Source organism: Devosia sp. FKR38, assembly GCF_005222805.1.
In the GTDB taxonomy this organism is placed as follows: Bacteria; Pseudomonadota; Alphaproteobacteria; order Rhizobiales; family Devosiaceae; genus Devosia.
This window is the reverse complement of sequence record NZ_STGC01000005.1, coordinates 201,061-214,428: the sequence shown is the minus strand read 5'-3', so window position 1 is coordinate 214,428 and position 13,368 is coordinate 201,061. Positions and strand designations below refer to the sequence as shown.

Sequence of the window (13,368 nt, the reverse complement as noted above, 5' to 3'; positions counted from 1 at the left end):
ACCCAAAAACCAGACTGTTACAATCAGCTAATCGCCTGATTCTAAACATCTATTGCCGCGGAACTTTGAACCATTCTAATCGGCAAGTCATTGATATTGCTAAGGATATTGACTTCTAGCAGAGGCTCGACCAGAAGGGGGCGTCTCAGCGGGACCTTGAACCCCGCCACCATCTGGAGAACAGCATGACCCATACTGCGCGCCTTGCCCTGGCCCTTCTGACGTCCGTAGCCCTCACGGGCTTTGCTGCACCTGCCTTTGCCCAAAGTGGCGAAGTCAATATCTACAGCTATCGCGAACAGAGCCTGCTGCAGCCGCTGCTGGATCGCTTCACCGCCGAATCCGGCGTGAAGGTGAATGTGCTCTATGCCGGCGACGGCCTGCTGGAGCGCGTGGCCGCCGAAGGCGAGCTGTCACCCGCCGACGTGGTGCTGACCGTCGATATCGGCAATCTGGTTGGGGCCGAGGAACAGGGCCTGACCCAGAAGATCACCACCCCGGTGCTGGACGAGCGCGTTCCGGCCGAATTCCGCGACGACGATGACAACTGGACCGCGCTGTCGCTGCGCGCCCGCGTGTTCTTCGTCTCCAAGGAGCGTGTCGACGCCACCGCGCTGACCTATGACGACATCACCAAGCCCGAGTGGAAGGGGCGCCTGTGCACCCGTCCGGGCGACCATGCCTATAACATCGGCCTGATTGCCCAGCGCATCGCCGCCACGGGCCTGGATGCCACCCGCACCTGGCTGGCCGCTGTACGTGACAACCTGGCCTATCCGCCCTCGGGCAATGACCGCGAAGGCGTCAAGAACATCCTGGCCGGCACCTGTGACCTGTCGATCAGCAACACCTATTACATGGGCGTGATGCTGAACAACGACGCCGAGCCCGAGCAGAAGGAATGGGCCAATTCCGCCCGCATCATCTATCCCAATGCCGAGACGGACGGGACGCAGGTCAATGTGGCTGGCGGCTTCATCGCCAAATATGCACCCAATGTCGAGAACGCCAACGCGCTGATCGCCTTCCTGCTATCGGACGAAGCCCAGAGCATCTACGCCGACACCAATTACGAGTTCCCCGTGGTCCCGTCGGTCTCGCCTTCGGAACTGACGCTGAGCTGGGGCACGCTCAAGCCCGCCAGCACGCCGCTGGCCGAGATCGCGGCCCATCGCGCCGAGGCTGCGGCCCTTGTCGATGAGCTCAAGTTCAACGAAGGTGCGCAAAACTAGCGCGGCGGAGTCGCCTGATCTCAAGTCTATCGGACCATCGACTGAACCAGCAGACCGGCGAAGCACATGCTTCGCCGGTCGTTGCGCTTTTGATTGCCCTGCTGATGGGGCTGCCCATCGTTTGGCTGGGCTGGTCGGCGCTGGGCGCGATGAGCACCGGCAGCAATGGCCTGGCCGCCACCATGCTGCCCACGGCGTTGCGCGAAACGGGCGTGTTGATGATCAGCGTCGGGCTGATCACCGGCTGCGTGGGCCTGGTGGCCGCCTGGCTGGTGACGCATTACGAGTTCCCGCTGCGCCGCCTGTTCGACTGGGCGCTGGTGCTGCCGCTGGCGGTGCCGACGTATCTGGCCGCCTATAGCTATGTCGAATTCCTCGGCTTTCCTGGCCCGGTGCAATCGGCGCTGCGGGCGATCAATGGCGGCACGACGCTACAGGACTATTGGTTCCCCGATATCCGCAGCCATTGGGGCGCGGTGATCGTGCTCTCGAGCGTGCTCTACCCCTATGTCTATGTGGCCTGCCGCGCCTTTTTCCTGATGCAGTCGGCCTCGCTCAACATTGCCGCTCGCACGCTGGGCGCCGGTGGCATGCGCACCTTTTTTGCCGTGACCCTACCCCTGTCGCGCCCGGCGCTGGTGGTGGGCGTGACGCTGGCGATGATGGAAGTGGTCAATGACCTGGGCGCCGTACAGTACTTTGGTGTCAACGCCATCACTGCCATCATCTATTCGACCTGGATCAACCGCTCGGACTTCGGCGGCGCGGCGCAACTCGCCGTCACGGTGGTGCTGGTCATTGGCCTGCTGATTGCGGCCGAGCAGCGGGCGCGACGCGACCGCGTCTATCTCGGGCGCCGCGACAGCCGCGTGCCGCCCGCTCGCGAACAGCTTTTTGGCGCGCGGCGCTGGCTGGCCTTTGCCATCTGCCTGCTGCTGCTGGTGCTGGGCTTTGGCATTCCGGTGGGCCAGCTGGGCTATCTGGCGCTCCGCCTGACGGCGCCGGAATCGGTGAGCATGACGCTGGGCGCCCTGGTGCCGACGCTGACGCTGGCGCTCCTGGGCGCCGTTATCACCGTGACCATCGGTCTGGTGGCGGCCAAGCTGGCGCATCGCGCCGGCGGCCTGGGCAAGGGCGCTATCCGCATTGCCACGCTCGGCTATGCCATTCCCGGCACGGTGCTGGCCCTGGGCCTTCTGCAGCCGCTGGGCCAGGCCGATCTGTGGTTCAACCGGCTCACCATGGCGCTGGCCGGCTGGCGGCCGGGGCTAGTGCTGTCCGGCTCGATGGCGGCACTGCTCTATGTCTATGCCATTCGCTATCTGGCGGTGAGCCATTCGACGCTGGACGCGGCCATTAAGAAGCGCGGTGACGGCGTGCTGGATGCCGGGCGGGTGCTGGGCGAACGCGGACTGGGCCTATTGCTGCGGATCGACCTGCCCACGCTGCTGCCGGCCCTGTTGAGCGCGGCGACACTGGTCTTCGTCGAGATCATCAAGGAGCTGCCGGCCACGCTGCTGTTGCGGCCGCTGGGCGTGGATACGCTGGCGACACTGGTCTATTCGCGGGCAAATGTCGGACTTTTTGCCCAGGCAGCGCTTCCCGCACTGTTCATCGTGCTGGCGGGGCTTATTCCGGTTGTTCTTGCTACACGGCTGGGTGATCGTAGGAAAGTATAACACCGGCACGTGGTGCCATGTTAGTGGCGATCTCCTATATGCTGCGCCCGACGTTGTCGGTGCCTCAGGCATGGGCAGCCAAACAGGCCGCGCCGGAGCCAATATGCCCGGCACGGCCGGACGGATCAGACGGCGCCAGGCGTGCCGCAAGCGGGAGTGACGCGATGAACAAGATGCTCAAGGCCTTCGGGATCGTCCTGGGGATGAGCGCTGCGCTGGCGGGCGTGGCACAGGCTGCCCCGACCGAAGTGCGCATTGGCGTGGCGCTGGAGCCCCCGATGCTGGATCCCACCGCGGGCGCTGCCGAAGCCATCGACATCGTGGTTTATCAGAACATTTTCGAGGGCCTGACCCGCATCGACCAGAACGGCGCCGTGCAGCCGGGCCTGGCCGAAAGCTGGACCATTTCGGACGATGGCCTGACCTATACCTTCAAGCTGCATGACGGGGTGACCTTCCACGACGGCACCACGTTTGATGCCGACGACGTCAAGTTCACCTTCGACCGCATCCTGGGCGAGAACAGCGTCAACGCGCACAAGGAATTCTACACCCCGATCAAGTCGATCACGGTGGTGGATCCGCTGACGGTGACCATGACACTCGACCATGTGATCGGGCGCTTCCTGTTCGACCTGGGGCGTGGCGACGCGGTGATCGTGGCGCCGGAAAGCGCCGACAACAATGCCAATGAACCCATCGGCACCGGCCCGTTTGCCTTTGTGCAATGGGACAAGGGCAGCCGCGTGGTGCTGGAAGCCTATGGTCCCTACTGGGGCGAGCCCGTGCACCTGACCAAGGCCACCTATGTGTTCATCAGCGACACGGCCACCGTGACCAATGCGCTGCTGGCCGGCGATATCGACGGCACCAATAATTTCGCCGCCGAGGCGCTGGCCGTGTTCGAGGGCAATCCGCAGTTCAAGGTGCTGGTCGGCACCACGGAAGGCGAAACGATCCTTGCCACCAACAACCGCAAGGCGCCGTTCGACAATCTCAAGGTGCGCCAGGCCATGGCCCATGCCATTGACCGCAAGGCGATCATCGATGGCGCCACCTATGGCTATGGCGTGCCGATCGGCGCGCCCTTTGCCCCGCATAACCCCTATTATGTCGACCTGACCAATACCTATCCCTTCGACATCGCCGCCGCCAAGGCGCTGCTGACCGAAGCGGGCTATCCCGATGGCTTTGCCGCGACGCTCAAGCTGCCGCCGGTGGCCTATGCGCGGCTGTCGGGCCAGATCATTGCCAGCCAGTTCGCCGCGATCGGCATCAAGCTCAGCCTGGTCAATGTGGAATGGGCGCAGTGGCTGGAAGATGTCTACACCAACAAGGACTTCGACCTGACCATCGTCAGCCATGTGGAGCCGTTCGACATTGGCAATTATGCCAACCCGGACTACTACTTCGGCTATGACAACAAGCAGTTCCAGGCGCTCATCGAGACGCTCAATGGCACCACTGACGAAGCCAAGCGCAAGGAACTGGCCATCGAGGCACAGACCATCCTGGCCAATGACGCCGTCAATGGCTATTTGTTCGAGCTGGCCCAGACCGGTGTGTGGAATGCCAAGCTCACCGGCATGTGGCAGAATTCGCCCATCGAAGGCCTGGTCCTGCGTGACATCGCCTGGACCGAGTAACCTTTCGTCCATCGCGCGCGTGGTGATTGCCACCACACCAACCTTCCCCTCTTGGGGGGAGGTCCGGAGGGGGGTGACACCGCTCCCAGCCGGGCTGTGATCGCCTACGCCCTGCGCCGCCTGATCGGCTTTGCGGTGACGCTGCTGGTGGCGGCCCTGGTGATCTTTGTGCTGCTCGATCTGCTGCCGGGTGATCCGGCGCAGTTCATCCTGGGCATCAATGCCACGCCCGCGTCAGTGGCGCAGTTGCGGCTGCAGATGGGGCTCGATGCGCCGGCCTACCAGCGCTTTCTGGGTTGGCTGGGCGGCATGCTGCAGGGCGATTTTGGCATGTCCTATACCCAGCGCGCGCCGGTGGCGCAGCTGATCTGGGACCGGCTGGGCGTGACTTTGCCGCTGGCGGTGTTTGCCATGGTGATTTCCATGGTTGTGGGCCTGCCCCTGGGCCTGCTGGCAGCGCGGCGGCGTGGCAAGGCGATTGATACCACCATCATGGTGCTGGCCCAGACCGGTGTGGCCATTCCCAATTTCTGGTTCGGCATGTTGCTGGTGCTGGTGTTCGCCGTGGGCCTGCGCTGGCTGCCGCCGGGAGGCTTTACGCCCTGGATCGAAGACAGCGGTCTGGCGCTGCGCGGGCTGCTGCTGCCCAGCCTTGCCCTTGCCCTGCCGCAGGCCTCGATCCTGGCGCGGGTGATGCGCACCGCGCTGGTGGATGTGGCCGGGCAGGATTTCATCCGCACGGCGCGGGCCAAGGGGCTGACCATGGACGAGGCGCTGTGGCGCCACGGCGTGCGCAATGCGCTGCTGCCGGTGCTGACCATATTGGGCCTGCAGTTCGCCTATCTGGTCGCCGGCACCATTGTGGTGGAGAACGTCTTCTACCTCCCCGGGCTGGGCAAGCTGATCTATACGGCCATTCTCGAGCGCGATCTGATCCTGGTGCGCGGCGCGACCATCATCCTGATCCTGGCGGTGACATCAACCATGCTGCTGACCGACATTGCCTATGCGCTGGTCGATCCGCGTCTGCGTGAGGGAGCGCAGCGATGAGGCGTTTGCTGAGCCATCCGAGCCTGGCCATCGGGCTGATCGCCACATTGGCCTTTGCCCTTTTGGGCCTGTTGTCGCTGGTGTGGACACCGTTCCCGATCACCGAGATCGACATTGGCCGGCGCTTTCTCGGCCCCACAGCCGCCCATTGGCTGGGTACCGACAATCTGGGGCGCGACATGGTCTCGCTGCTCATGTCGGGCACGCTGACGAGCTTTACCGTGGCGCTGCTGGCGGTGGCCATCGGGGTAGGCATTGGCGTGCCGCTGGGGCTGGCAGCGGTGGCCTGGGGCGGCTGGGTGGAATGGCTGGTGCTGCGCCTGTCGGACTTCGTGTTCGCCTTTCCGGCGGTGATCGTGGCGATCCTGATCACGACGCTGGTCGGGCCGGGCGCGGTCAACGCCATTGTCGCCATCGGCATCTTCAACATTCCGGTGTTTGCCCGGGTGGCGCGCGGCGGAGCGCTCAGCATTGCCACGCTGGACTTTGTCGCTGCAGCGCAACTTGCGGGGCTGGGCAATGCGCGCATCGCGCTGCGGCACCTACTGCCCAATATCATGAGCCTGATCATCGTGCAGGGCACCATCCAGATGTCTCTGGGCATCCTGTCCGAAGCGGGCCTGAGCTACATCGGCCTGGGCACCCAGCCACCCGAAACCAGCCTGGGCCTGATGCTGCGCGACGCGCAGAGCCTCTTCCTGCTGCATCCGCTGCTGACCATCATTCCGGGGCTGTGCATCGTGGCCATCGTGATCGCCCTCAATATCGCCGGGGACGGGCTGCGCGACGCCATCGATCCCCGCCTGCGCCAGGGAAACCGCAATGTCCTTGCTTGAAGTGAAAGACCTCGTGGTCCGCTTCGGCGACGCGGTGGCGGTGGACGGCATTTCGCTGACGCTGCAGCCCGGCGAGCGGCTCGGTATCATCGGCGAGAGCGGCTCGGGCAAGACGCTGACGGCGCTGGCGATCACCGACCTATTGCCCGAAGGGGCGAGCCGCAGCGGCACGATTTTGCTTGATGGCGCGCCGATGCCGACGTCGGAGCGAGCCATGGCGCGGCTGCGCGGCCAGCGCATCGGCATGGTGTTTCAGGAGCCCATGACCGCGCTCAATCCGCTGATGCGGATCAATGACCAGATTGCCGAGGCCATTGAACTGAACAGCCAGCATGTGTCGGCCCAGCTCGACACGCCGCAACTGCTGACCGAGGTGGGGCTCGAGCAGAAGCACGGCGACCGCTATGCGCATCAGCTGTCCGGGGGCCAGCGGCAGCGCGCCATGATCGCCATGGCGCTGGCCAGCCAGCCCGACCTGCTGATCGCCGACGAGCCGACATCGGCGCTGGACTTGATCACCCAGCGGCTTGTGCTGGCGCTGATCGCCGATATCTGTGCCCGGCGCAGGATGGCGCTGCTGTTCATCAGCCATGACCTGAAGGCCGTTGCCCAGGTGTGTACGCGGGTCGCGGTGATGCACAGCGGGCGCATTGTCGAGACCGGCTCGGTCGAGCAGGTGCTGCGGGCGCCCCAGCAGGATTACACGCGCCGCCTGGTCAGCGCATCGCGCTTTGCCCCGGCGGCGACCGAGCTGCGCCCGCTCGGGGAAACGCTGCTGCAGGTCAAGGGCGTGACGCGGGACTACCACCGGCGCAATGCCCTGTTCTGGCCGATCGCGCCGTTGCGGCCGGTAAACGACGTCAGCCTGTCCATTGCCTCTGGCGAAGTGGTGGCGCTGGTGGGGCCGTCGGGTTGTGGCAAGACTACGCTGGCCAAGGTCATCGTCGGCCTCGACAGCGCCAGCGCGGGAAGCATTGCCTTTGCCGGCCAGAGCTATCGCGGTCGCGACCTGCCCAAGGCACTTCGGCGCGACATTTCGCTGGTGTTCCAGGATCCGTTCAGCAGCTTTGATCCGCGCATGAGCATCGGAGCATCGCTGTCCGAGCCGCTGCATCTCGAACCCGCGCTGGACCGCGCGCTAACGCCCGCGCGCCTTGCCGAAGCAGTATCGGCCGTCGGGCTCGATCCGGCGATGCTGGACCGCTATCCGCATGAATTCTCGGGCGGGCAGCGGCAGCGCCTCGCCATTGCCCGGGCGCTGGTGACCCGACCGCGCCTCTTGGTGCTGGACGAGCCGGTGTCGGCGCTCGATGTCTCGGTGCGCGGCGAGGTGCTGGAGCTGCTGGCGCGGCTGCAGGCGCAGTTTGGCCTGACCTATCTCATCATCAGCCATGACCTCGACATGGTCGCGGCCATGGCCGACCGCGTGCTGGTGATGGAAGCTGGGCGCATTGTCGAACAGGGCCGCCCCGGCGAGATTTTCGCCCATCCCCTGCACCGGCTGACGCAGGAACTGGTGGCGGCGCGCCTGCCTGAACTCGACGCGCCGTCTGACCCGGATGCGACCCCGGCAGGCTAGATCCGGCCGATATAGGCGCCGAAGGGCTCAAGGCCGAGCTGACCGGCAACCGGCGTGGCGGTGACGCCAGGGCAGCCGACTTCGGCTGGCTTGAGGCTCGGCGACAGCGGATAGCTGGCAGCCGAGTCGCCCATGTTGAAAACGCAGAGCAGGCGCTCTTCGCCTTCCTGGCGCACAAAGGCCAGCACATTACCCACCGTGTCGAGCAGCTCGATGCTGCCCTTGGCCAGCGCGGGATGGGCTTGGCGGAAGGCCAGCATGGCGCGATAGAATTCCAGCACGGAGCCGTCGACCTTGTCCTGCAGGTCCACCGCGTGGGTCAAATGTTCAGCCGGAATGGGCAGCCAGGTGCGGTTGGCATTGGAGAAGGCCCCATTGCTGGCGTGCGACTGCCAGACCATGGGCGTGCGGCAGCCGTCGCGGCCCTTGAATTCGGGCCAGAACTCAATGCCATAGGGGTCGACCAGATCGGCAAAGGACAGCTCGGCTTCCTTGAGACCCAGTTCTTCGCCCTGGTAGAGGCAGACCGAGCCGCGCATGGAGAGGATAAGCGTGGCGGCCAGTCGCGTGAAGGCGGCCTCCTGCCCATGGGCCGACCAGCGGCTGACGTGGCGCACCACGTCGTGGTTGGAGAAGGCCAGGCAGATCCAGCCATCGGGCGCCTGCTCTTCGGTCGCGGCAATGGCGGCATGAAAATGGGCGGCCGAGAACTCGCCGCCCAGATAGTCAAAGGTATAGGCCATGTGCAGCATGTCATCGCCGGAGGTGTACTGCGCCATCAGCTCAAGCTGGTGCTGGCTGTCGCCGATTTCGCCCACGGTGGTGCGGCCGGGATACTCGTCCATCAGGGCGCGCAGGCGCTTGAGGAAGGCCAGGTTTTCCGGACGCGACTTATCGTAGACGTGCTCCTGGAAATTGTAGGGATTGACCGCCGGGGCGGTCGAGGCATTGAAATCGGCCGCCTTGACGACCGGATTATCCTCGAGCCCCAGCGAGCAGAAATAGAAGTTCACCGTATCGAGGCGGAAGCCATCGACGCCACGCTCCAGCCAGAAGCGCATTTCGCCCAAAAGGGTTTCCTGCACGGCCGGATTGTGGAAGTTGAGATCGGGCTGGGAGACCAGGAAATTGTGCAGATAGTACTGCATGCGGCGGCTGTCCCATTGCCAGGCGGAGCCGCCGAAGATGGAGAGCCAGTTGTTGGGCGGCGTGCCATCGGGCTTGGGATCGGCCCAGACATACCAGTCGGCCTTGTCATTGGTGCGCGAGACGCGGCTTTCGGCAAACCAGGCATGCTTGTCGGAAGAATGGGAGATCACCTGGTCAATGATGACCTTGAGGCCGAGCGAATGGGCCTTTTGCACCAGGCGGTCAAAGTCCTCCAGCGTGCCGAAGGTGGGGTCGATGTCGCGATAGTTGGAGACGTCGTAGCCAAAGTCCTTCATGGGCGAGGTGAACACCGGCGACAGCCAGATGGCGTCAACGCCCAGATCGGCCACATAGTCGAGCCGGCTGGTGATGCCGACCAGATCGCCAACGCCGTCGCCATCCTGATCCTGGAAGGAGCGCGGATAGATCTGGTAAATCACTGCGCCGCGCCACCAGTCCTTGTCGATGACGGCATTGTCGATTTTCTTCTGCTCGGTCATCAGCGGATTGGCTGTCATCATGGGCTCCGGTGCGGCGGTGTGTGACCACACCTAGCACCTTGCGCCCCTGCCCCGAAAGGCCGCTTCAACGGCTGTTGTGCAGCAGGCCCTGGAAGGCGCGATAGCTGGCCTTGGGTGTGCGGACCTGGGTCTTGTAGTCGACATGGACCAGACCAAAGCGCTTGTTATAGCCCTCGGCCCATTCGTAGTTGTCGAGCAGCGACCAGGCGAAATAACCGCGCACGTCGGCGCCCTGCTCGCGGGCGGTCAGCACGGCCTGGAGGTGATCCTCATAGTATTTGACGCGACGGGGATCGTCGTCGCCCTCGACCTCGGCCATGCCGTTCTCGGTCACATAGAGGGGGATCTTGGTGTAGTCATTGGAGACGCGCACCAGCAGGTCGGTCAGGCCCTTGGGATAAATCTCCCAGCCGATGTCGGTCTTTTCCAGCGGGCCGGTGACCTGTTCGATGGGCGCGCCGGGCTTGGAAGCCGCCTTGTAGAGGCCTCGGGTATAGTAGTTGATGCCCAGCCAGTCGAGCGGACGGGAGACAGTCGCCATGTCCTGCTCATAGCCCTTGGGCATGTGCTCGCCGAGGAAATCAAGCACGACCTGGGGATATTGCGCCTTGAGCACGCCACCCAGATACCAGCGGTTGAACAGGGCATCACCCAGATCCATGGCCGCCAGATCCTCGGGGCTATCGGTGGCCGCCTCGGATTTTTCGAGATTGAGCACGATCCCGAGGTTCTTGGCCCCATTGGCGCGCAGGGCGTCAATGGCGGTGCCATGGGCAAACAGCACATGGTGCATGGCCCGGGCAGCGGCGCGCAGATCGCGATAGCCGGGGGCGTGGACGCCCAGATAATGGCTGAGAAAGGCGACGCACCAGGGCTCGTTGATGGTGGCCGTTGCCTCCAGCCGATCCCCGAACTTGTTGGCAATCAGCGCGGCATAGTCGGCAAACCAGCCGGCGATATCGCGGTTCATCCAGCCGCCCTTGTCCTGCAGCGCCGAGGGCAGGTCCCAATGGTAGAGCGTGGCAAAGGGCTTGATGCCCCGTTCGAGCATGCCGTCGACCAGTCGATCATAATAGTCGAGGCCGGCGGGATTGACCGCGCCAGTGCCCTCGGGAATCAGCCGTGGCCAGGAAAAGGAGAAGCGATAGGCGTCAAAACCAGCGTCGCGGATCAGGTCGAGATCGGCGGGCCAGAGCTCATAGTGGTTGCAGGCATCGCGGCCGGTGTCGCCATTGCGCACATTGCCGGGCGTTGCTGAGAAACTGTCCCAGATGGATGGGCCGCGCCCGTCTTTCTGCCCACCCTCGATCTGATAGGCGGCCGTGGCGGCGCCAAAGGTGAACTGCGGGCCGAATTGCTGGCGGTCGAAGGAAAACATGGCGATCCCTATGGGTCTGTCTCAGCAGTAAGCAGACAAGCCGATAGCGCAGCGGAACGCATCATGCAATCGATTGCGGAAAGACAATCACGCCAATCAGGCGAACTTCATCATGGCGTTAGCCTTGGCCATCATCTCTTCGGTCTTGGCCTTATTGGCCGCGTTGACCCGGGTACTGACCAATTGGGAGGTGAGCTGAATCTGGTTTGAGACCGTCTGGTTGATGTTGTTCGACATCGTCGCGCGCAGCGATTCGGAACGCGCCATGGCCCGTTCAGCGGCCTCCTTGCGGGCGGACGAACGCGCGTCAGCAATCGCGGCCGCGTCGGCGCGGCGCTGGCGCTGCTCAAGAATGGCGTTATAGCCGCTGACGTTGCGAAACGTGACCATGTCGCAAGTGTGCGGTTGCTGGCCTAACAAAAGATTAACGCGAGGGGCCCACTCAGGCGCGCGTTTGCCCCAGCAGCTTGCGGGCGATGGCACGATAGGCCTGGGCTTCTGCCCCCTCGGGGGCCGAGACCAGCGGCGGCACGCCCGCGTCCGAACCCTCGCGGATGGACATGACCAGCGGCACGGCGCCCAGGAACGGCATGCCCAGCTCAGCGGCCGCCCGCTCGGCGCCGCCCGAGCCAAAAATATCATAGCGATGGCCAGTATCGGGGGCGATGAAGTAGCTCATGTTCTCGACCAGGCCGAGCAACGGCACGTCGAAGCGCTTGATCATGTCGATCGCCTTCTTGGCATCGATCAGGGCGAGATCCTGCGGGGTAGAAACGATGACCACGCCCTCCACAATGGCCTGCTGAAACAGCGAGATCTGGATGTCACCAGTGCCCGGGGGCAAATCGACCACCAAGGCGTCAAGATCGCCCCAGTCGGTCTCGCGCAACAACTGGCGGAGCGCCGAGGTCGCCATGGGCCCACGCCAGACCACCGCCTGGTCCTTGACCAGCATCGAGCCAATGGACATGGCCTTGAGGCCAAAGGCGGCATGGGGCGTGAAGATACCGTCGTCGCGGATCGCCGGTTGGCCTTCGAGCCCGAGCAGCTTGGGAATGGAGGGCCCATAGAGATCGGCATCGAGTATGCCCACGCGCAGGCCCTCGGCCTGCAGCGCCAGGGCGAGGTTGACCGCGGTGGTGGATTTGCCGACGCCGCCCTTGCCGGACCCGACAGCGATGATGCGGCGAACGCCGGGAACGGCAGTCTTGCCCGGTGGGACCGGCTTGCCATGCGAGAAGGTCGGGCCGACCTTGGCCGGGGGCTTGCCGCCGGTCAGCGAGACCATGACCTTGCGGGTGCCGGCGACGGCCTGGGCAGCGTGTTGTGCGGCGTCGCGCGCCGGGCCGAAAGCGGCCTCCATGCCGGGGGCCACCGCTATGGCAAAGGCCACCGCCGAGGGCGTGACGATGATGTCGGAGAGGCCTGCATAGCCCGCCAGATCGCCACCACCGGGGATTTCCACAGTGGTGAGGGCCGATTTGATCGCGGCAGCAAGGGCAGTGTCAGCCATAGGGAGCCTCTCAAAACAAAAGACCTCACCCCGAGCATGTCGAAGGGCGAGGTCTTGGTGGCAGGACCGCGTGGTGCGACAGGCTCACCACGCGGCCGACGATGGGTATTGCGACGCCCTAGAGGATGGACTGGCCCGTGGCCTTCCAATCCTTGAGGAAGCCTTCGATGCCGGCGTTGGTCAGCGGGTGGTTGGCCAGCTTGCGGATCACGTCGGGCGGAATGGTGGCGACATCGGAGCCGGCCAGCGCGACCTGGGTCACGTGGTTGGGCGAGCGGATGGACGCGGCCAGGATCTGGGTGTCGAAAGCGTAGTTGTCGTAGATCTGGCGGATATTCTCGATCAGTTCGACGCCGTCGAGGTTGATGTCATCCAGACGGCCCAGGAAGGGCGAGATATAGGTCGCGCCGACCTTGGCAGCCAGCAGGGCCTGGTTGGCCGAGAAGCACAGGGTGACGTTGGTCTTGATGCCCTTGTCGAAGAAGTACTTGGTGGCCTTGAGGCCGTTGAGCGTCAGCGGCAGCTTGATGACCACGTTCTCAGCGATCTTGGCGAGGTGCTCACCTTCGGCAACCATGCCTTCATATTCCAGGCTCGCCACTTCGGCCGAAACCGGGCCGGGAACCAGGGCGCAGATCTCGGCGATGACTTCCTTGAAGTCACGGCCGGACTTGGCGATCAGGCTGGGGTTGGTGGTGACGCCATCGAGAAGACCGGTCGCATAGAGCTCCTTGATGTCCTTGATTTCCGCAGTGTCGACGAAGAACTTCATGGTTCCCTCCTAG

Annotated in this window: 11 protein-coding genes; 6 read left to right on the top strand and 5 right to left on the bottom strand. The window is 64.2% G+C overall.

Going from position 1 to position 13,368, the window contains the following annotated elements:
* The first annotated feature begins 185 nt into the window (after positions 1–185).
* From E8M79_RS06130 to E8M79_RS06105, 6 genes are all read left to right on the top strand, one after another.
* Positions 186–1,232 carry an extracellular solute-binding protein gene (locus E8M79_RS06130; RefSeq protein WP_137151064.1) on the top strand — a complete coding sequence of 349 codons (1,047 nt, stop codon included), beginning with the start codon at positions 186–188 and terminating at the stop codon, positions 1,230–1,232.
* A 104-nt stretch (positions 1,233–1,336) separates the two neighbouring features.
* Positions 1,337–2,911 (top strand): iron ABC transporter permease, encoded by a 1,575-nt coding sequence (locus E8M79_RS06125; protein WP_137151063.1) that lies wholly within the window; start codon positions 1,337–1,339, stop codon positions 2,909–2,911.
* 173 nt (positions 2,912–3,084) lie between these two features.
* On the top strand, positions 3,085–4,557 hold the full coding sequence (locus tag E8M79_RS06120) for an ABC transporter substrate-binding protein (protein ID WP_137153278.1): 1,473 nt from the start codon (positions 3,085–3,087) through the stop codon (positions 4,555–4,557).
* Between the two features lie 96 nt (positions 4,558–4,653).
* Complete coding sequence (locus tag E8M79_RS06115; protein WP_137151062.1) at positions 4,654–5,607, top strand: ABC transporter permease; 954 nt, start codon at positions 4,654–4,656, stop codon at positions 5,605–5,607.
* Positions 5,604–6,443: an ABC transporter permease gene (locus E8M79_RS06110; RefSeq protein WP_137151061.1), complete on the top strand. Its 840-nt coding sequence runs from the start codon at positions 5,604–5,606 to the stop codon at positions 6,441–6,443. The genes E8M79_RS06115 and E8M79_RS06110 overlap by 4 nt, the downstream gene beginning before the upstream one ends.
* Entirely contained in the window at positions 6,430–8,022 is a 1,593-nt protein-coding gene (locus tag E8M79_RS06105; RefSeq protein ID WP_137151060.1) for an ABC transporter ATP-binding protein, read from the top strand. The genes E8M79_RS06110 and E8M79_RS06105 overlap by 14 nt, the downstream gene beginning before the upstream one ends.
* On the opposite strand, the gene E8M79_RS06100 is transcribed toward E8M79_RS06105, so the two are convergent.
* The 5 genes from E8M79_RS06100 to fsa form a co-directional block, all read right to left on the bottom strand.
* Complete coding sequence (locus E8M79_RS06100) at positions 8,019–9,689, bottom strand: alpha-glucosidase family protein (RefSeq protein ID WP_248304917.1); 1,671 nt, start codon at positions 9,687–9,689, stop codon at positions 8,019–8,021. The two genes, E8M79_RS06105 and E8M79_RS06100, sit on opposite strands and share 4 nt — an antisense overlap.
* Positions 9,690–9,756: 67 nt before the next feature.
* A complete protein-coding gene (locus E8M79_RS06095) occupies positions 9,757–11,070 on the bottom strand; it encodes a GH1 family beta-glucosidase (protein WP_137151059.1) in 1,314 nt (437 codons plus the stop codon).
* 96 nt (positions 11,071–11,166) lie between these two features.
* Positions 11,167–11,460: a hypothetical protein gene (locus E8M79_RS06090; protein WP_137151058.1), complete on the bottom strand. Its 294-nt coding sequence runs from the start codon at positions 11,458–11,460 to the stop codon at positions 11,167–11,169.
* A gap of 52 nt (positions 11,461–11,512) precedes the next feature.
* Entirely contained in the window at positions 11,513–12,583 is a 1,071-nt protein-coding gene (locus tag E8M79_RS06085) for an Mrp/NBP35 family ATP-binding protein (protein ID WP_137151057.1), read from the bottom strand.
* Positions 12,584–12,701: 118 nt separating this feature from the next.
* Positions 12,702–13,355 carry a fructose-6-phosphate aldolase gene (fsa, locus tag E8M79_RS06080; protein ID WP_137151056.1) on the bottom strand — a complete coding sequence of 218 codons (654 nt, stop codon included), beginning with the start codon at positions 13,353–13,355 and terminating at the stop codon, positions 12,702–12,704.
* Positions 13,356–13,368 lie beyond the last annotated feature (13 nt).